Origin of the sequence: Streptomyces sp. NPDC001381 (assembly GCF_042895685.1) — a bacterium.
GTDB lineage: Bacteria > Actinomycetota > Actinomycetes > Streptomycetales > Streptomycetaceae > Streptomyces.
Genome location: NZ_JBIAWO010000008.1, coordinates 225,213 through 244,702, shown reverse-complemented (window position 1 = coordinate 244,702; position 19,490 = coordinate 225,213). Strand labels below are relative to the sequence as shown.

Below are 19,490 nucleotides of genomic sequence, written 5' to 3'. Positions count from 1 at the left end.
TCACAGGGCCGTGCTCTCCCCGGGCGCCAGCCGCAGGTGCTCCGCGCCGCCGAGGGCGCCGATCTGGTTGTCGTAGATGGGGCGGGCGAGGTCGGTGAGGAGGGCGTCGTGGATGTCGTAGGCGCGCTGCGGCTTCACCTCGCGCACGTAGTCGATGACCTCGGAGATCTTGCTCCAGGGGGCCATGACCGGAAGCATCAGCGTCTCCACGGCGCGGTCGGGGACCGTCAGGGCGTCGCCCGGGTGGAAGACGCGGCCGCCGTCGATCAGGTAGCCGACGTTGGTGATGCGCGGGATGTCGGGGTGGATGACCGCGTGCAGTTCGCCGTGCACCTGGACGTCGAAGCCGGCGGCGGTGAAGGTGTCGCCGTGGCCGACGGTGTGGACGCGGCCCGGGAAGGCGGCGGAGATCTTCTCCGCGACCGACCGGAGGGTCCAGATCTCGGTGGCCGGATCGGCGTCCAGCGCGGCCCGCAGCCGCTCCTCGCTGAAGTGGTCGGGGTGTTCGTGCGTGACCAGGATCGCCTCGGCGCCGAGGGCCGCGTCCGGCTCGCTGAATCCGCCCGGGTCGAGGACGAGCGTGCGCCCGTCCTTCTCGAGACGGACGCAGGCGTGCGACTTCTTCGTGAGCTTCATGGCTCCATCCTGCCGCGTCCCGGGCGGCCTCGGGCGGCTCAGCCTGGTGCTCCCACTCCCCGGCTGACGATCACTCCGTCGGCGTGGTCTCCTCGCGGATGATCTGCTGCGCCACCCGGAAGGCGCTGTTCGCCGCCGGTACGCCGCAGTAGACCGCCGCCTGGAGCAGCACCTCCTTGATCTCGTCGGGCGTGAGGCCGTTGCGCAGGGCGGCCCGGGTGTGGAAGGCGAGTTCGTCGAGGTGGCCGCCGGCGACGAGCGCGGTGAGCGTGACGCAGGAGCGGGAGCGCCGGTCCAGGCCGGGACGGTCCCAGATCTCGCCCCAGGCGTAGCGGGTGATGAACTCCTGGAAGTCGCCCGAGAAGTCGTCGGCCTGCGACAGCGCCCGGTCCACGTGCGCGTCCCCGAGGACCTCGCGGCGCACCTTCAGCCCGGCGTCGTACGGGTCCGGGCGGCCCATGACCTGCGGCGGCTCGACGACGGGTGCGGGCGCGATCTCGGCGATGGGCACCGCCTGCGGGGGCGCGGTCACGACCGCCCGGACGGGGATGCCCGGCACGGCCGTCTGTCCGGTGCTGGACTCGTAGGCGGGCTGCCACGCGGTGGAGAAGTGCCGTACGAGGAGATCGGTGACGGCCGCGGGCTGCTCCACCGGGACCAGGTGGGAGGCGCCGGGTACGACGGCCAGGCGGGCGTCGGGGATCCCGGCGACCAGGGTGCGTGCCTCGGCGGGGCCGGTGACCTGGTCGTCGGAGCCGACCAGGACCAGCGTCGGGACGCCGACCCGGCCGAGCTCGGCGCGGACGTCGAACGCGGCGAGCGCCTCGCAGGCCGCGATGTAGCAACCGGGGTCGGTGGTGCGCACCATCTGCACCGCCCACTCGGTGATCGCGGGCTGCGCCGCCGCGAACCCGCCGGTGAACCAGCGGTCGGGCGAGGTGCGGGCGATGGGGTCGAGCCCGTTCGTCCGGACGATCACCCCGCGCTGGCGGAACTCGTCCGCCGTGCCGAACCGCGGCGAGGCCGCGATCAGCGCGAGCGAGGCGACCCGCTCCGGGTGACGCAGCGCCAGCTCCACGCCGACCGCGCCGCCGAACGCGCAGCCCGCGTAGCCGAAGCGCTGCACACCGAGGCCGTCGAGCGTGGCGAGCAGACGCTCGGCGAGATCGGCGACGGAGCCCGCCGGGTAGGCCGGGGCACCGCCGTGTCCGGGCAGGTCGAAGCGGAAGATCCGCCACTGCTGGGCGAGTTCGGGGACCTGACGGTCCCACATGTGCCAGGTGGTGCCCAGGGAGGGACCCAGGATCAGGACAGGTGCGTCTTCTGGCCCGTCAAAGCGGTATTGCAGGGTGTTCGGTGGTGTCTCGCTCACCCGTCAGACCCTCTCATCTCTCACGGAAGCCCCTGGAGCGGGGGCCTGCACGAAGGCTGACCACATCGTGCCACGAAGGCCGAAACGGCAGGGTCAGGTCCCGGCCGAGCGCAGCGCTCGGCACCGGACGACATGGAGCGCCACGGTCAGCCATCAGGCCAGCCATCACGTCAGCGTCCTCGTGCTTCGTCACGTCGGTCGTCATGACGCCGGCCCCTCGGCGAGCGGCCCCAGCGCCGGAGCGCGGAAGAAGGGCGGACCGGTGCCGATCAGGATCGCGCCCACGGGCAGGCCGGTGAACAGCGGCTTCTCGGTGCGCAGGGTGCCCGCGGCCACCGGTGCGGGCTTCTGTCCGGCGAGCGAGCCGGCCAGCGCCGGCACGAACACCATCGGCAGGAACCGGCCCAGGATCATCGCCAGGCCCGCCGTGATCCGGCCTCGCCCCGGATGCGGGGTGCTCGCCCCGGAGCGTCCAGAGGGTCCTGCCGTCCGGGAACGCCGCTGGTCCGGACGGCGACGAGCGGCTTCTCAACGTTCTCCCGCAGGAGGCACGGCGCAGACACTCACCGTGGTACGGATCGCAGACCGATGACCACCCGTCAGCCCTGGCCGACGCCGGGGTTCGAGCGCTTGCCGTGGACTGCCATGGGACGGACGGGCGCGGGAACGCCGCCTCCCGGCAGTCCGGCGCCCACAGGCCCGCACCCCGGCCGGCGTTCAGCGCCTCCCCCATGCCGCCGTGCGCAGCCGAGGCGGGCGGGTCACGACGGGGCCGGTTGCGTATGCGGACGGATGACCGCCATGGGGCACATGGAGTACTGGAGAAGAGCGTGGCTGACCGAGCCGAGGGCCAGCCCGCGGAAGCCGCCGCGACCGCGGGAGCCGACGACCAGAAGGTCGGACCGGTCAGAGGCACGGGCCAGGGCGAGAACCGGGGATTCGTGTGCCAATTCCTCCACGACCGCCACGTCCGGATACTTTTGGCGCAGCGGAGCAAGCCACTCCTGCAGTGCACGCCGGTGCTCCGCGTCCGCCTCGTCCTGGGCAGGGCTGACCGGCGCAGGCCCCCCGGGGGGCCTCCAGGCGTACAGTGCCTGAAGCTGTGCACCACGCAAGGACGCCTCCTTGAAGGCGTACTCCAGAGCGGCCTGGGAGTGCGCCGAACCGTCGGCACCGACAGTGATGCGGCCCTGGTCGAGAGGAACGTGGCTGACGACGACCACCGGGCTCGCGGCATGTCCGACGACCTGCAGGGCGACCGAACCGAGCATCAAGGTCCCGAAGCCTCCTCTGCCCTTGGCACCCAGAGCCACGGTGTGCGCCCGCTCGGACTCGGAGAGGAACGCGGCCGCCGGCGTGCCGTCGAACTCGGCAGAGACCACCTCCAGCCCGGGGTGGGCTTGCCCGGCAATCGCGGTGGCCTCACTCACGATCCGGGAATCCGGCACCGGACCCGGTTCGAGGGACAGCACGTGGACGATGCGCAGCGGGCAACGGTGCAGTGACGCCTCTTGCGCGGCCCACAGCAGGGCCCTCAGGCTGCGCCCGGAGCCGTCGACCCCGACCACGATCGGATCAGTCATCGCCTCTCCCGGGGTTCATGTCGAATTCCCTGGTCGCCGCCGGACCGGTGCAGGTCGCCGGGACCGCGGCAGACCCTGGTGACGTCCTCCTCCTGCTGCCGCGTGCGGCCCGTCGAGGAGCAGGCTCCCTTCCTCTCCCTTCCACCGTCCCGCATGCGCACTGCGTGGGCATCCCGGGGACGAGCGAAAGCGATGCCGGACCGCGTTGCCTGAGGTGTGACCACCTGGGTCCGGTCGTGGTGCCGCCGGGCACCTGCCCTCAACTGGCATGCCGGACAGGTCGGTTCCTAGACTGTGAGACGTGGTCCGACCCAACGAGGAGGTCGAGGCACTCCTTCAGGAGTACGCGGATCTCATCGCGATCACCGGAGGCGAGGCGTTCAAGGCGCGCGCCTACGAGAAGGCCGCCCGCGCGATCGGCGGCCACCCGGCCGATGTCTCCCATCTCGACGTCGCGGGTCTGAAGGAGATCCCGGGCGTGGGCAGGTCGATCGCGGAGAAGGTCATCGAGTACTTCCGCACCGGCAAGGTCACCGTGGTCGAGGAGAGGCGGGCCAGGATCCCCGCGGGGGTACGGCAGCTGATCGCCATCCCCACCCTCGGCCCCAAGAAGGCGATGGCGCTCTACCAGGATCTGCACATCTCCTCGGTGGACGAGCTGACCGACGCCATCAAGGCGGAGAAGCTGCGCGACCTGAAGGGCTTCGGGGAGAAGACCGAGGCGAACATCCTGCACGGCATCGCCCTCCTGCAGCAGGCAGGAGAGCGGATCCCGCTGAGCACGGCCATGGAGTCCGCCGAGGACGTCGTCGCGGAACTCTCCCGGGTCGCCGGCTGTGGGAACTGCGCATACGCCGGTTCGCTGCGCCGCATGAAGGAGACCATCGGCGACATCGACGTCCTCGTCGCCGCCGACCGGTCGGCCCCCTTCATGGACGCCCTCACCGAACTGCCCTCCACCGCAGAGGTCATCGCCCACGGCGAGAAGAAGACCTCGATCCGCACCGCCGGGGGACTCCAGGTCGACCTGCGCGTGGTACCGCCGGAATCGTGGGGCGCGGCCCTCCAGTACTTCACCGGCTCCAAGGCGCACAACATCCGCACCCGCACCATCGCCGTCCACCTGGGGCTGAAGCTCTCCGAGTACGGCCTGTCCGAAACCGACGGCGGAAAGAGGGTCGCCTCCCGCTCCGAGGACGAGGTGTACGCCAGGCTCGGCCTGCCCTGGATCCCACCCACGCTGCGCGAGGACCGGGGCGAGATCGAAGCCGGCCTGCGCGGCGAGCTGCCCGAGGTGGTGACCGCACAGGACATCCGCGGTGACCTGCACACCCACACCGACCTCACCGACGGCCTCGCCCCGCTGGAGGAGATGGTGGCGGCGGCCGCCGAGCGCGGATACGCGTACTACGCGATCACCGACCACGCACCGAACCTGTACATGGAGCGCATGACCGACGAGAAGATCCTCGCCCAGCGCGAACGGCTACGGTCACTGGACGGCAGGCACCGCCGGATGCGGCTGCTGCACGGCACCGAGCTCAACATCGGCCCCGACGGGGAGGTCGACTGGCCCGACGCGTTCCTCCAGGGCTTCGACATCTGCGTGGCCTCGGTGCACTCCCACTTCCACCTCGACCGCAAGGCGATGACCCGGCGGATCGTCCGCGCCTGCGAGAACCCCCACGTCAACGTCATCGGCCACCCCACCACCCGTCTGATCGGCAGACGTCCGGGCATCGACGCCGACTGGGACGAGGTGTTCGCGGCCTGCGCCCGCACCGGCACCGCACTGGAGATCAACGCCCAGCCCGACCGCCTCGACCTGGGCGACGAGGACATCCTCCGCGCCAGGAGTCACGGGGCGAAGTTCGCCATCGACACCGACGCCCACTCGGTCCCCACCCTCGCGTACCTCCGCTACGGAATCGGCACGGCACAGCGCGGATGGCTCACCCCCGACGATGTGATCAACACATGGCCACTGCGGAGACTGCGCGGGTTCCTGCGCGGGAACCGGGCGGCATGACCGGTGGCACGGGTGAGTGCGTACCAGGCGAACTCGTGGATCAGCGGGTGTCCGCGCCGTACGTGTGCGTCGTGATCAAGGACAGGTCGTCACCGCAGGTGGCCGCCCGCCCGTCGGAACCTGCCCGGGCCTCGACGAATCGCCGAGGCCGACGTTCATGCGTGATCGACGAGTTGCGCAATGCCCTTCCGGCGCGTGGGCGTGGGGAGAAGGCTTACCGCGTGCCTCCGTGGTGGGCGGTCAGGGAACCGCCGTTCCGCGGTGGCCCCGGCGGGGCGGCAGCCCGGGCAGCACTGTGGGCGGAGCTTGCGGCCGTGTGCCGGCGGATTCCTCTCGTACCGGGTGGCCGGCGAGGGTCGCGACGATGTCGGACGCGGTCAGCACCCCGGCGAGACGCCCGTCCTCCTCCAGTACCGGGAGCGCGTCGAGTTCGGTGTAGCCCATGAGATCGGCCGCGTGCCGCACGGTCTGCTCCACGTGTATGAGCGCCGGTCTGTGGCCGGGCAGGAGGTCGCCCACACGCAGGCCGGACAGCGAGACAGCCGGTGCCGCACAGGCGACCGCCACGTCGGCCCTGTCCAGCAGGCCGGCACAGCGACCGTCCGGGTGCACGACCGGAAGGTGACGGGAGCCGGATCGCTCCAGCAACTCCCAGGCCACGAGTACGGTTTCATCCACAGCGATCGTGACCACAGCCGTGCGCATCACGGCGGCGACCGTCCGCGCCAGGACCTCCTGCTCGTCGTGGACCGCCCCTGGCTGGTGTTCCATGGCCGCCTCCCTCCGTGCCTTCCTGTCTGCGCGGGCGTCCTCCGCGGCGTTACGAGGAGGACGTCGGTTTCCCTGCCGCGGCGGGTGGGTGACCGTCCTGCCGCGGTGGCTGTTGACGGAGCACGTCGAGGACCACGGACCCGTCGACGGTCTCGCGGGTGGTGAGCAGGCCGGCCAGGGTGTCCAGCGCGGCCCGGTGGTCACGCAGCAGATCCACCGCACGTTTCTCGGCTTGCCGCACCAGGCGGCCGGTCTCCTCGTCGACGATCCGCTGGGTCTGCTCGGAATAGGGCCGCTGCAGCGCCTCTTCGGGGCTTTCGCCGCCGAGGTAGTGGGGGGCTCCGGAGCCGTACCCGACGGGGCCGAGGGCCGGGGACAGGCCGAACTCGCGGATCATGCGAGCGGCGATCTGGGTGGCTCCGGCGAGATCGTCGGCGGCGCCGGTCGAGCCCTCGCCGAAGACGACCAGTTCGGCCGCCCGTCCGCCGAGCCGGACGGTGAGCGAGTCGATCAGATAGCTCTCGCTGTACAGGTGCCTTTCGGCTTCGGGGAGTTGCTCGGTGGCGCCCAGCGCGGGCCCGGAGGGCAGGATGGTGACCTTGGCGACCGGGTCGGCGTGCTCGCACAGGGCCGCCACGAGCGCGTGTCCCGACTCGTGGACGGCGACGGAGTGCCGTTCCTCCGGAAGCAGGGCGTTGGTGGACTCCCGCCGCCCGAGCAGCAACCGGTCGCGGGCCTCGTCGAGATCCTGGGCGTCGATCACGGCACCACCCGCCCGGACCGCGTTGATGGCGGCCTCGTTGACCAGGTTGGCCAGGTCCGCACCGGAGAAGCCCGGTGTCGCCCGGGCCACGACGTACCAGTCGACGTCCGGTGCCAGGGTCTTGCCACGGCCGTGGACGGCCAGGATCGCCGCCCGCTCGCCCTGGTTGGGCAACGGCACGGTCACATGCCGGTCGAAGCGGCCCGGGCGCAGCAGAGCCGGGTCGAGGGTCTCGGGCCGGTTGGTCGCGGCCAGGACCACGATGCCGCTGGCCTGGTCGAAGCCGTCCATCTCGGCAAGGAGCTGGTTGAGGGTCTGCTCGCGTTCGTCGTTGCCGCCGACCCGGGAAGCCCCGCCGCGACGGCTGCCGACGGCGTCGATCTCGTCGATGAAGACGATCGACGGCGCCCGCTTGCGCGCCTCCGCGAAGAGGTCACGCACCCGTGAGGCCCCGACGCCGACGAACATCTCCACGAACGCCGAGCCGGTCACCGACAGGAACGGGACCTCTGCCTCGCCCGCCACCGCGCGGGCGATGAGGGTCTTGCCGGTACCCGGCGGACCCACCATGATCACGCCTCGTGGCCCCTTGGCTCCCGCGATCGCATAGCGCTCGGGATGGCGCAGGAAGTCGACGATCTCGCTGATCTCCTGTTTGACCCCCTCGTAGCCGGCGACATCCTCGAAACGGGTGGTCGGCCGCTCCGTTTCGATGATCTTGGCGCGGGCACGCCCGATGGCGCTGAGCCCCCCGCCCAGTGTCCGGGCCGCCTGACGGCGGGCCCACACGAACAGGGCGACGATGAGCAGCAAGGGCAGGAACAGCACCAGCAGCGTTCCGAGCGGGCTGCCGCTGCTGCTCCGGGACGCTGTGATCTCCACCTTCTTGGACCGCAGCTGCTGTTCGAGGCGGCTGTTGTCCAGGGCCGTGGGTATCCGCGTGGTGAACTTCGTACCGTTCTCGAGGCTGCCCTTGATGGCGCCCTTGTCGTTGATGTCGACCGTCTTGACCTGACCGCCGCCCACCTTGCCGACGAAATCGCTGTACGAGAGCGACGCGCCGTGCTGGGACGGGGTTCGTGTCAGCACCACGAGCAGCAGGACCAACGTGGCGAGGGGCAGCAGCCAGCGCGCCCAGGAAGGCGTGGGCGAAGGCGCCGACGGCCTGGGCGGCTCATGGGGCGGCCCGGGCTTGGCCGAGCGGGACGAATGCCGTCCCGGCAGACGGACTGATGTGATCAACGGACGGCTCCCTCGGGGGAGGACGCGAAGAGGCGCGGACCGCAGGCGGACGTCCCAGTTCCAGGATCGGCTCTTTCTCCGCCGTCGGCAGGACCGGACCCACGGGCGCCCGGGTTGCGCCACGCCGGTTTGCGGCGATGGTGGAGTCATGCGGCCGGGAGCAGGACGCCGCGGGGGTCCCGCTCCCCGCCGGGCTCTGCGTCGGCCGCGTGCTGAGACGTCCGTGACCGGACAGGAGCCCGCCTCCGCTTCGAGGTCGCGGGGAAGGGACGGCGATCGTGGTTGCGAGGACCGGCGTTTTCGGCGCCATGACCAAGGAGCATCGCGAGCAGCTCATGTCACACGCTCGTGAGGTGTCGTTCGAGGCAGGCGAGCGCATCTTCGACGAGGGCGGCACGGCCGACCGCTTCTGGATCATCCACACGGGCACGGTCGTTCTCGACCTTCAGGTACCTGGCAGACAGGCAGCGGTCATCGAGACCCTCGGTGCCGGAAAACTGCTGGGCTGGTCCTGGCTGGTCCCTCCCCACCAATGGCATCTGGGGGCCGAGGCGGGCAGCCCGGTCCGGGCCTACGAGTTCGACGCGGCGGCGGTGCGCGAGATGTGCGCGAAGGACCCGGGGCTGGATCACGAGCTGTGCACTTACGTATCCGGGGTGCTCGCGCGCCGGCTCAGGTCCGCCCGGGTGCGACTGCTCGACCTGTACGCCCCCCACGGTGCGGGCGAGATCCCCTGACAAGGCGAGACGAGGTGCTTCGAAGTGCCGCAGACCCCGCACATCGTTAGCGATGTGATGACTCAGACGGTCGTGGCTGTCGGACGCGACGCGCCCTTCAAGGAGATCGTCCGGACCATGGAACAGTGGAAAGTCAGCGCCTTGCCCGTCCTTGAGGGCGAGGGGCGCGTGATCGGCGTCGTCTCCGAAGCCGACCTGCTGCCCAAGGAGGAGTTCCGTGACAGCGACCCGAGCCTCCTCGAGCAACGCGGGCGTCTGTCCGATGTAGCCAAGGCCGGAGCAGCGACGGCGGCAGAACTCATGAGCACCCCCGCCATCACGGTCCACCCCGGTGCCACCCTGGCCCAGGTCGCCAGGATCATGGCCGTCCAACACGTCAAGCGTCTGCCCGTGGTCGACGACATCGGCATGCTCCAGGGCATCGTCAGCCGCGCCGATCTGCTGAAGGTCTTCCTGCGGTCGGACGAGGACATCGAGGAGGAAGTCCGCCGGACCGTGGTCTCCTACCTCTTCCCGGCCTTCAGCCACACCATCCACGTGAACGTGCACGACGGAGTCGTCACCCTCCGCGGACACATCCGCGACACCTCGCTCATCTCGGTCGCCGTGCGCCTCGTGCGCGCCGTGGAGGGCGTCGTGGACGTCGAGCCCCGACTCACCGGCGAGTCCGCCAGGCCGGCTGCACCAGGGGGCGCGCCATGAGGGGTGGGCCGTGCGGCCCCGCGATCAGGGTGGGAGGGGGCCCGGTCGCAGGGGCGGTCGGTTCCCAGAGCACGCCGGAGCCGCTGCACGCGCTCGAGGACGGTGGTGGCGGGGCGCGTACGTCGCGCGCCGACGGTCGCCCGGGGCACCGGCGCGGTGCGGTGGTCACAGCTCGTCGGTGCCGCCCAGGCCGGTCAGCGCGCCCACCGGATCGGAGTCGGGGGTGCCGCGCGGCCACCAGTCGTCGTGGCCGGGCTCCGACTCGTACGCGTACCACAGGCCGTCGCGGCCGAGGCGGAGCTGGACGTGGCCGCGGGGGTGCGTGAGGTGGTTGCGCCAGGGGCGGAAGGCGGGGAGGTCCGCGGAGAGGAGGAGGGGGCGGGCCCGGTCGAAGCGGCCCGCCGGGGGGTCCCAGGACTCCTCCAGGACGATGAGGCCGTCCGGGCCGCCCTGCCGCCATGCGGCGACCGCGCGCGCCAGTTCGGACGGGGTGCGGCCGGCGGCGGAGGCGAGGGCCGCGTAGAGGGAGCGGCTCGCCGCGGTGAGCCCGGAGCCGGGGCGGGCGGCGGCGAGCCGTACGGCGTCCTGCCAGAGGGTCAGTTCGCCGATCTCGTCGTGGCCGGTGGCGAGCAGGGCGTGGGCGCGGGCGGCGGCGTCGGACGCGAGCTGGTCGAGGGCGAAGGAGTCGGGGCCGTTCGGGGCGGACGGGTAGGCCGGGGGCTGCCCGGGGTGCGGCGGGACGGGCAACGGGGCGGGGAGCGGCGGGAGTTGGGTACGCCGGCTCAGGGCCACGGCCTCCGTGGCCCGGACGCCCGGCAGCGGCGCGGGTTCCTGCTCCTGGGCGGCGCGGGCCGCACGGGTGGCGTTGCGCCGGGACAGCGCGTCCAGCAGTTCGCGTTCACCCCGGCCGCGCAGCAGGAGCAGGACGAACGGGTCGGCGTCCAGCAGTCGCGCCGTCTGGTAGCAGAGGGCGGCCGCGTGCTTGCAGGGGTGGGCGCGGTCGGGGCAGCTGCAGTGCGGGTCGAGCTCGCCGGGTCCGGGCAGCAGCGGCACCCCGCACTCGGCGAGGGACTCGGGCATCTCCTTGTCGAGCAGCGCGGCGATGTGCGCGGGGCGTTCCACCGCGGTGTCCAGGAACCGCTCCCAGTCGTCGTCCCCGAACGTCCGCAACCGCACCTGCACGCGGTACGGACGGGGACGGCTGCCCTGCACGTACGCCAGGACGAGTCCGGGCGTGACGGTGATGGCGTCCACATGCCCCCGCTGGGCGTAACCCCGGCCGCGGGCCAGCCTCTTGACGTCCAGCGCGCCCTCCTCCAGGGCGGCCACCCAGGCGTGGCCCCACCAGGTCTCGGCGAACCGGGGCTCGTCCTCCTCCCCGGTCGCGGACAGGGGCGGGAAGGCGGGGAAGGTGCGGCGGTGCTCGCCGTCACGGGAGGGGGCGGCCATGGAGCGGGGGGAGGCGGGCGGGCCGGGGGTGGTGCGGGGTTCCGGGGCGGGGGCGAGGGTGGGGGCAGGGGCGGGGCGCGCGTCGGCGGCGGTCCGGTGGGCGGCGGGGTCGGGGGCGGGCTCGGGTTCGGATTGCTGCCGCGCCGCGCCGTCGGGCGCGGGTGAGGTGGTGGCCTCGGCGGGCTCGGCGGGCTCGGGCGCGTCCTCGGCGGGCATACGGAAGGCATCGGCGAGGAACTCCCGTACGTCGCGGGCGCGTTCGCGAGCGACACGGTCACCGGCACCCCGGCCTCGCGCGGTGCCGGCGCCGCGGCGCCCGAGGGTCGCGTCGCCGGCGGCGGAAGGGCCGGGTCGTGCGGCGGCACGGGGCGAGGTGCGACCGGGACCGTCGTCCGTCGGCGGTGCGTCGGGCGCGTCCTGTCGTGCCCGGGCCCGGGCGGCCCGCAGGGCCTCGCGCGCGATGTCCGCCGGGCGGGCGCCCACAGCGGCGGGCTTCGGCGCGGGAGTGCTCGACGCGGGGGCCGCGGACGTGGGGGTGTCGGGGGTGGAGGTGTGGGCGGTGGGGGTGGAGGCGGGCGTGGCCGGGGTGGCGCTCCTCGGCGCGGGGCTTGCCGGAGCGGGTGTTGCCGGTGTGGGCGGGGCGGGCTCCGCAGCGGCGGGAGTGGCGGCGCCGAGTGCTCGCCGCAGGGCCGCGCGGGCGGCGTCCGCGGGCCGGGGGGCGGTCTCGCCCGGACGGGGACCAGAAGTGCCGAAGCGGGGCTCGGCGTCACCGGAAGACCCGGGGACGGCCTCGGCACCGGCGTGGGCGGCGTCGGCGGACCCGGCGACCCTGCCGTGGGCGAGGGCTGCGCCGGGGGCCGTATCGCCTCGTGGCGGCTCGGCGCGCACCGAACGCCCCGCCGAAGCCTCGTCGGTCTCCCCCGGCGGCACGCCCTCGGCCCCGCTCCCCCGCTCCCGTGCCGCGCGCAGGGCACGACGCACCGCGTCGGCGGGACGGTCGCCCGCACCCTCCCCGGGCCTCTCCGCGCCACCCTCGCCCGCCCCGCTCACCGGGACCTCCTCACCTCGGCTCACCACGGTCTCCCCCGCTCGCGTCACCGCGTCTGCCCCGGTCCCGTCCGGGGTGTTCCCTCGCTGCTCCCGCTCGTCCATCACACCTCCCTCCGCAGACGCACCAGGTCGGTCAGCTCGCGGTCGGTCAGCTCGGTGAGGGCGGACTCGCCGGAGCCGAGGACGGCGTCGGCCAGGGCGCGCTTGGATTCCAGCATCTCGGCGATGCGGTCCTCGACCGTGCCCTCGGTGATGAGGCGGTGGACCTGGACGGGCTGGGTCTGGCCGATGCGGTAGGCGCGGTCGGTGGCCTGTTCCTCCACGGCCGGGTTCCACCAGCGGTCGAAGTGGACGACGTGGCCGGCGCGGGTGAGGTTGAGGCCGGTGCCGGCGGCCTTGAGGGAGAGGACGAGGACCGGGGTGGCACCGCTCTGGAAACGGTCCACCATCCGTTCGCGCTCCGGGACCGGTGTGCCGCCGTGCAGCAGGTCCACCGGGATCGCGCGGGTGGCCAGGTGGGCGGTGATCAGCCGGGCCATGCCGACGTACTGGGTGAAGACGAGCGCCGAACCGTCCTCGGCGAGGAGGGTGTCCAACAGCTCGTCGAGAAGGGCGAGTTTGCCGGAGCGGGTGGCGAGCCGGTCGCCGACGGCGGCGGTCTCCTCCTTCAGGTACAGGGCGGGGTGGTCGCAGATCTGTTTCAGCGCGCCCAGCAGCTTCAGCACCAGGCCCCGGCGGGCGATGCCCTGCGCCGTCTCGATGGCGAGCAGCGACTCGCGCACCACCGCCTCGTAGAGCGCGGCCTGTTCGCGGGTGAGCGGCACCGGATGGTCGGTCTCGGTCTTGGGCGGCAGTTCGGGCACGATACCGGGGTCCGACTTCCTGCGGCGCAGCAGGAAGGGGCGGACCAGGCGGGCGAGGCGCTCCACCGCCTCGCCGTTCTCGACGTGCTCGCCGTTCTCCACGGCGCGCGCGTGGCGGGCGCGGAAGGACTTCAGCGGGCCGAGGAGTCCGGGGGTCGTCCAGTCCAGCAGGGCCCACAGTTCGGAGAGGTTGTTCTCGACGGGGGTGCCGGTGAGGGCCACGCGCGCGGGGGACGGGATCGTCCGCAGCGCCTTCGCGGTCGCCGAGTAGGGGTTCTTCACGTGCTGGGCCTCGTCGGCGACGACCATGCCCCACGGCTGTCCGGCCAGCGTCGCGGCGGCGGAGCGCATGGTGCCGTACGTGGTGAGGACGAAACCGCCGGTCAGGCCGTCCAGGCTGCGGTCGGGGCCGTGGAAGCGGCGGACGGGGACGCCGGGCGCGAATCGGGTGATCTCGCGCTGCCAGTTGCCCAGGAGGGAGGCCGGGCAGACCACGAGGGTCGGTTCGGTGCGGGCCCGCTTGAGGTGGAGGGCGATGACGGTGATCGTCTTGCCGAGGCCCATGTCGTCGGCGAGGCAGCCGCCGAGGCCGAGCGAGGTCATGAGGTCCAGCCAGGCCAGGCCCCGGAGCTGGTAGTCGCGGAGGGTGGCCCGCAGGCCGGCGGGGGGCGCGGCGGGGCGCACCCCGGCCGTGAGGCGGTCGCGCAGGGCGGCCAGGGCGCCGACGGGGACCGCCTCGACGGTCTCGCCGTCGACCTCGGCGGTGCCGGTGAGCGCGACGGACAGGGCGTCCACCGGGTCCAGCAGGCCCAGTTCGCGCTTGCGGGCCTTGCGGACCAGGGCCGGGTCGACGAGGACCCACTGGTCGCGCAGCCGCACCACCGGGCGGTGGGCCTCGGCCAGCGCGTCCATCTCGGCCTCGCCGAGCGGGTCGCCGCCGAGCGCCAGCTGCCAGCGGAACTGCAGCAGTTCCTCGCTCTCGAAGAAGCCGGTGCCGTCGGTCGCCGAACCGGGTGCGGGCCGGACCACCGCGGCCGCGGTCAGGTCCTGCGCCAGGTCCCTGGGCCAGTGCACGGCGACCCCGGCCGCCGCGAGCCGGGTCGCCGCGACGCCGAGCAGGTCGCTCAGCTCGTCCTCGGACAGGGCCAGCACGTCGGGCGCGTCCTGTTCGGCGAGCCGGGACAGCGGCGGCCACACGCGTGCCGCGCGCCGCACCGCGAGGGCCGCGTCCACCCGCGCGCGCGGGCCGAACGCCGCGTCCGCCTCGCCCGCCCACAGGGCCGCCGCGTCGGTCACCAGGGTGGGGTCGGCGAGGCTGTGCACCTGGACGATCGCGGCTCCCGCGCCGCGCACCCGCCCGCCGTCGTCGGACACGTCGAACATGTCGTACGCCGACAGGTCGAGGCGGAGCGAGATCCGCACGCCCGCGTCCATGCCGGCGGCGACCTCCGCCGCCCAGTCGTGCGCGCCGGGCAGCCGCTGCGGGCGGCGGTCGGCGAAGGGCTTGCCTGCGGCGTACGGCGCGGCGGGGGTGCGCGGCAGGGTGTCCGCCACGGCGTCCAGGAAGGCGCGCATCAGGGCCTCCGGCCGGGGCAGCCGGAGCGGGCCGGGACCGGGCAGCGGGACGGCGTGCCCCTCGTGGGGCAGGGCGGCGGCGACGGCGCGCAGGTGGGCGACGTCCTCCGGGTCCAGGGGGCCGGCCCGCCAGGCGTCGTGGCCGGACGGGGTCAGGCCGGGCAGCAGGCGGCCGCGGGCGGTGAGCCCCAGCGCGTGCAGCGCGGCCGCGCCCCAGCAGGCGGTGGCGGGGTGGGCGGCGGGGTCGCGGCGGGCGCGCACGAGCAGCGGGAGCGCCCGGTCGAGGGGCAGCACCAGGGCGGGGGCCTGCCGGCGGCGGACGGAGGCGCCGTGCGGGCGGACGACGGTCAGCTCCGTGGCCTCGGCGGCCGGCGGATCGGGGAGCGGGTCGTCCTGCGGGTCCCAGAAGGCGACGCGGCCCTCGCGCGGGACGGGGGCGGGCAGGAAGACGGCGGCGAGACGCACCGGGACGCCCGCCTGTTCCACCGCGGCCCTGTCGCTCATACGCCCTGTCCACCTCCCGCCCGCATGCCGGTCCAGTCGTCTTCGACTCTACGGGCGGGGTCTGACAATCGGTCCCGGCGGCCGGTCAGGGAACCGTGCGCGAGACGACGTAGACGAAGGGGTAGGTCGGGTTGCCGTAGTTCACGACGACGTCCAGGGTCGGCGTCGGGTTCTTCTTCTCGCGCACGATGCCGGCGAACTCGCCCTTGCGGGCGCCGGGGCCCCTGAACCGCCAGCCCGTGACGTCCTGGTCGCGGGCGCTGATGGTGATGTCGCCCTTCCTCAGGTCGTCGCGGCTGACGCCGATCTGCGCGAGGAACTGGTCCAGGCCGGCGTGCGTGGTCTGGAACTGCACGTAGAGCCGGCTGGTCTTCCAGTTGTTCGTCTCGTAGTAGGCGACCTGGTTGGAGGGGTGCGGGACCGGCACCTGGTAGAGGCGGCGCTGCACCTTCGAGGGCCAGCCCTCGGTCAGGCCGGTCGCCGAGTACTTCGCCTCCTTGTCCTTGCCGCTGTCGCGGCTCTGGTTGGCGGAGATCACCAGGTAGCCGGCCGGAACGCCGATGAGCAGCACGATGATCAGCAGGGTGAGCGCCCGGCGCCGGATCACATGACGGCGGTCCTCCGGCGGCCGGGACGGCTCGTCGGGGGGCGCGGCCTGGCGGGGCAGCGAGGCGGTCATCCGGCGTCCCCGGCCGTGCGGAGCGGTGCGGTCATGCGGTGTCCCTGGTCGTGCGGGCCGTACTGGTCGTGCGGGGTGGTGCGGGGGTCATGCCGTGTCCTGGGTGCGGCGGGCCGCCTCGGTGAACCGCTCGAACCTCTCGAAGCGCTCGACGCGGCGCCGCTTGGCGCGCCGGAAGCGGCGGGCGACCAGGCGGGCGAGGTCGGCGGCGCCGACCATGCCGGCCTCGGGGCCGAGCTGGGCGCGGACGATCCGGGCCTCGGGGCGGTAGCCGCGCCCGGTGAGCTGGCGCTTGAACGCGTCCCGCGCGGGGGCGATCAGCAGGTCGTCGGCGGCCGACACCCCGCCGCCGATCACGAAGCAGGACGGGTCGAGGGCGGCGGCGAGGTTGGCGATGCCGACGCCGAGCCACTGGCCGATGTCCTGGAGCAGCTCGATGCACATCGCGTCGCCCTCGCGGGCCAGCTCGGTGATCATCGGGCCGGTGATGTCACCGATCTGCCCCTTGACGTGCTCGATGATCCCGTACGCCACCGGGGAGTCGGCGGCGGCCAGCTCCTTGGCCTCCCTGACCAGGGCGTTTCCTGAGCTGTACTGCTCCCAGCAGCCGCGGTTGCCGCACGGGCAGCGGTGGCCGCCGGGCACCACCTGCATATGTCCGAACTCGCCCGCGACCCCGTATTTGCCGCGCTTGACCTGGCCGTCCTCCAGGATCGCGCCGCCGATGCCGGTGCCCAGCGTGATCATGACCAGGTGGTCCTCGCCGCGGCCCGCGCCGAAGCGCCACTCCGCCCAGGCGGCGGTGTTGGCGTCGTTGTCGACGAGGACGGGCACGGAGAGCCGGCCCGAGAGGCGGTCCCGGAGCGGCTCGTTGCGCCAGGACAGATGGGGCGCGAACAGGACGCGGTTGCGGTCGGCGTCCACCCAGCCGGCCGCGCCGATGCCGACGGCGTGCACGTCGTGCCGGTCGGACAGGTCCAGGACCAGCTCGACGATCGTGTCCTCGACGACCTTCGGGCTCTTGGACTTGTCCGGCGTCTCGGTGCGGACCTTCTCCAGGATGTTGCCGTCGGCGTCGACCACGCCCGCCATCACCTTGGTGCCGCCGATGTCGATGCCCACCGTCGGCACGCGCGGTGCCGTGAGGTGCGAGCGGCGCTCCCTGGTGCCCACTGTCCGCAGGGCGGGGGCACGCCGGGAGCCGATGGGGGCGCTGAAGTTGCCGTAGGTGCTCATCGCCGCCGATTCTGCCTCACCGCCGCGTCCTACGCCGAGCGGGGCATCAACGGGGCGGTTCCGGACCAATGCCGCCCGCGGGGGCGTCGTGACGGGTCGCGCCCACGCGGCGCGGGCGCGGACCGGTACGGCCCCGCGCCGCCGGGGGCGGCCGCCCCGTGGCGGAAATCGCACCCGTGTTTGTCCGCACAATACGACCGGAACGGCCGGGGAGGACGGCCCTCAGGACCGCACGCCGGCCCTCAGGCTCGTACGGCAGCCCTCAGGACCGTACGAGCAGCTGGAACTCGAACGAATAGCGGGAGGGACGGTAGATGTGGTCGCCGAATTCCACCGCCCGGCCGGTGTCGTCGAAGGTCGTGCGCTGCATGGTGAGCAGGGGGGCGCCCTCGTCCTCGGCGAGCCGCTCGGCCTCGGCGGGCGTGGCGGCGCGGGCGCCGATGGACTGGCGGGCGCTGTGCAGGGTGATCCCGGCGGCCCGCATCAGGCGGTACAGGCCGGTGGCCTCCAGCTGCCCGGTGTCCAGGTCGAGGAGGCCGGAGGGAAGGTGGTTGCACAGGTACGCCATCGGCTCGCCGTGCGCGAGCCGCAGCCGCTCCACCCGGTGCACGTCACTGCCCTCGGCGACCGAGAGGGCGGCGGCGACCTCGGCGGACGCGGGAACGACCGTGTTGACCAGGACGGTCGTCGCGGGACGCTGCCCGGCCGCCTCCAGGTCGTCGTAGAGGCTGCTCAGCTCCAGCGGACGCTTGACCTGGCTGTGCACGACCTGTGTGCCGACGCCCCGGCGGCGCACCAGCAGGCCCTTGTCGACGAGCGACTGGATCGCCTGGCGCACGGTCGGACGGGACAGACCGAGCCGCGCGGCGAGCTCGATCTCGTTGCCCAGGAGGCTGCCGGGGGTGAGCGATCCGTGCTCGATCGCGGCCTCCAGCTGTTGCGACAGCTGGAAGTACAACGGCACCGGGGAGCTGCGGTCCACACGGAGTTCGAGCTGCGCGGTCGGGTCCACTTCTGGTTTCGGCACCCGCCGAGCGTAGCTCCGTGCGCTGTTGACGGGAAGTTGTGTAGTTCGGTTGTCCGGACATACGCATTGACATCGTGCGGCCTGCGACGTCACTTTGTTTTCATGCGCATCGGGGTCATCGGGACGGGCCGCATAGGCACCATTCATGCGAACACACTCAGCCGTCACCGCGAGGTCGGATCCCTGATCCTGACGGACGCGGACCCCGCGCGGGCTCAGGAGCTCGCGCTGCGGCTGGGCGAGACGGCCGCCCCCGGGGTGGACGAGATCTTCCGCTGGGGCGTGGACGCGGTGGTGATCACCACGGCGACCTCGGCCCACGCCGAACTGATCGGTCGGGCAGCACGCTCGGGCCTGCCGGTCTTCTGCGAGAAGCCCATCGCCCTGGACCTGGCGGGGACCTTACAGGCGATCGCCGAGGTCGAGGCCGCGGGAACGATCCTTCAGATGGGGTTCCAGCGCCGCTTCGACGCGGGCTACACGGGGGCCCGGGAGGCCGTACGGTCCGGCCGGCTCGGGCGGCTGCACACCGTGCGGGCGCTGACCTCCGACCAGTCGCCGCCGCCCGCCGAGTGGCTGCCGGTGTCCGGCGGGATCTACCGGGACGCCCTCATCCACGACTTCGACTGCCTGCGCTGGGTGACCGGGCGCGAGGTGCGGGAGGTGTACGCCACCGGATCCGACGCCGGTCCCGCGATGTTCCGGGCGGCGGGGGACCTCGACACCGCGGCGGCGGTCCTCACCCTGGACGACGGCACTCTCGCCACCGCCACGGCGACCCGGCTGAACGGCGCCGGCTACGACGTCCGCATGGAGCTGGCCGGCGAGCTCGACCAGATCGTGGTCGGCCTGGACGACCGTACGCCGATCGCCTCCACCGAGCCCACCGGTCCCCCGGCCGCGGACAAGCCCTGGGGCGGCTTCCTGGAGCGGTTCGGGCCCGCGTACGAGGCGGAACTGGTCGCGTTCGTGGAAGTGGTGCGGGGCGAGCGCGCCAACCCCTGCGACGGACGCGAGGCGCTGCAGGCCTTCCGGATCGCGGAGGCGTGCGACGTCTCGCGCCGGGAGCGCAGGGCGGTGTCGCTGACGGAGATCCGGGGGGCGTGAGGCGCCACAACGCGACGTCACGGCACACGACGCCACCAGGTCCAGCCGCGGGCCCCCCCCCCCGGGGGGGGGGGGGGGGGGGGGCGGGGGGGGGGGCCCCCCCCCCCCCCCCCCCCCGCGCCCCCCCCCCCCCCCGGGGGGCCCCCCCCCCCCCCCCCCCCCGCC

The 19,490-nt window shown here is 73.3% G+C and carries 14 protein-coding genes and 1 pseudogene; 4 read left to right on the top strand and 11 right to left on the bottom strand.

What is annotated here, in order from left to right; all coding sequences use genetic code 11:
* The 4 genes and pseudogenes from ACFY2L_RS30480 to ACFY2L_RS30465 form a co-directional block, all read right to left on the bottom strand.
* On the bottom strand, positions 1-636 hold the full coding sequence (locus ACFY2L_RS30480) for an MBL fold metallo-hydrolase (RefSeq protein WP_390658859.1): 636 nt from the start codon (positions 634-636) through the stop codon (positions 1-3).
* A gap of 70 nt (positions 637-706) precedes the next feature.
* Positions 707-2,008 (bottom strand): 4-carboxymuconolactone decarboxylase, encoded by a 1,302-nt coding sequence (gene pcaC, locus ACFY2L_RS30475; protein ID WP_390658860.1) that lies wholly within the window; start codon positions 2,006-2,008, stop codon positions 707-709.
* A gap of 201 nt (positions 2,009-2,209) precedes the next feature.
* Positions 2,210-2,431 (bottom strand): annotated as a pseudogene (locus tag ACFY2L_RS30470) (potassium-transporting ATPase subunit KdpA); the annotation flags it as partial.
* A gap of 338 nt (positions 2,432-2,769) precedes the next feature.
* Positions 2,770-3,591 carry a universal stress protein gene (locus ACFY2L_RS30465; protein ID WP_390823988.1) on the bottom strand — a complete coding sequence of 274 codons (822 nt, stop codon included), beginning with the start codon at positions 3,589-3,591 and terminating at the stop codon, positions 2,770-2,772.
* 301 nt (positions 3,592-3,892) lie between these two features.
* Between ACFY2L_RS30465 and polX the strand changes: the two genes are divergently transcribed.
* Positions 3,893-5,620 carry a DNA polymerase/3'-5' exonuclease PolX gene (gene polX, locus ACFY2L_RS30460; RefSeq protein WP_390823987.1) on the top strand — a complete coding sequence of 576 codons (1,728 nt, stop codon included), beginning with the start codon at positions 3,893-3,895 and terminating at the stop codon, positions 5,618-5,620.
* Positions 5,621-5,860: 240 nt separating this feature from the next.
* Here polX and ACFY2L_RS30455 read toward each other — a convergent pair whose 3' ends face one another.
* Both ACFY2L_RS30455 and ftsH read right to left on the bottom strand, forming a co-directional pair.
* The gene (locus ACFY2L_RS30455; protein ID WP_390658863.1) at positions 5,861-6,391 is read right to left on the bottom strand and encodes an HPP family protein; all 531 of its coding nucleotides are present in this window, start codon (positions 6,389-6,391) and stop codon (positions 5,861-5,863) included.
* A 49-nt stretch (positions 6,392-6,440) separates the two neighbouring features.
* The gene (gene ftsH, locus ACFY2L_RS30450; RefSeq protein ID WP_390823986.1) at positions 6,441-8,396 is read right to left on the bottom strand and encodes an ATP-dependent zinc metalloprotease FtsH; all 1,956 of its coding nucleotides are present in this window, start codon (positions 8,394-8,396) and stop codon (positions 6,441-6,443) included.
* A 308-nt stretch (positions 8,397-8,704) separates the two neighbouring features.
* Here ftsH and ACFY2L_RS30445 point away from each other — a divergent pair, with 308 nt between their 5' ends.
* A complete protein-coding gene (locus tag ACFY2L_RS30445; protein WP_390658994.1) occupies positions 8,705-9,133 on the top strand; it encodes a Crp/Fnr family transcriptional regulator in 429 nt (142 codons plus the stop codon).
* Positions 9,134-9,157: 24 nt separating this feature from the next.
* Entirely contained in the window at positions 9,158-9,835 is a 678-nt protein-coding gene (locus ACFY2L_RS30440) for a CBS domain-containing protein (protein ID WP_390823985.1), read from the top strand.
* 165 nt (positions 9,836-10,000) lie between these two features.
* Here the strand turns inward: ACFY2L_RS30440 and ACFY2L_RS30435 are convergent, their stop codons facing one another.
* The 5 genes from ACFY2L_RS30435 to ACFY2L_RS30415 form a co-directional block, all read right to left on the bottom strand.
* A complete protein-coding gene (locus ACFY2L_RS30435; RefSeq protein ID WP_390823984.1) occupies positions 10,001-12,358 on the bottom strand; it encodes an SWIM zinc finger family protein in 2,358 nt (785 codons plus the stop codon).
* Positions 12,359-12,435: 77 nt separating this feature from the next.
* Complete coding sequence (locus tag ACFY2L_RS30430; RefSeq protein ID WP_390823983.1) at positions 12,436-15,276, bottom strand: SNF2-related protein; 2,841 nt, start codon at positions 15,274-15,276, stop codon at positions 12,436-12,438.
* Between the two features lie 85 nt (positions 15,277-15,361).
* Positions 15,362-15,955, bottom strand: a complete 594-nt coding sequence (locus ACFY2L_RS30425) for a sugar kinase (protein ID WP_390658868.1) — start codon at positions 15,953-15,955, stop codon at positions 15,362-15,364.
* 87 nt (positions 15,956-16,042) lie between these two features.
* Positions 16,043-17,191: an ROK family glucokinase gene (locus ACFY2L_RS30420; protein WP_390658869.1), complete on the bottom strand. Its 1,149-nt coding sequence runs from the start codon at positions 17,189-17,191 to the stop codon at positions 16,043-16,045.
* Between the two features lie 262 nt (positions 17,192-17,453).
* Positions 17,454-18,203: a GntR family transcriptional regulator gene (locus ACFY2L_RS30415; RefSeq protein ID WP_390658995.1), complete on the bottom strand. Its 750-nt coding sequence runs from the start codon at positions 18,201-18,203 to the stop codon at positions 17,454-17,456.
* Positions 18,204-18,320: 117 nt separating this feature from the next.
* Here ACFY2L_RS30415 and ACFY2L_RS30410 point away from each other — a divergent pair, with 117 nt between their 5' ends.
* The gene (locus tag ACFY2L_RS30410) at positions 18,321-19,325 is read left to right on the top strand and encodes a Gfo/Idh/MocA family oxidoreductase (protein ID WP_390658870.1); all 1,005 of its coding nucleotides are present in this window, start codon (positions 18,321-18,323) and stop codon (positions 19,323-19,325) included.
* The last annotated feature ends 165 nt before the right edge of the window (positions 19,326-19,490 follow it).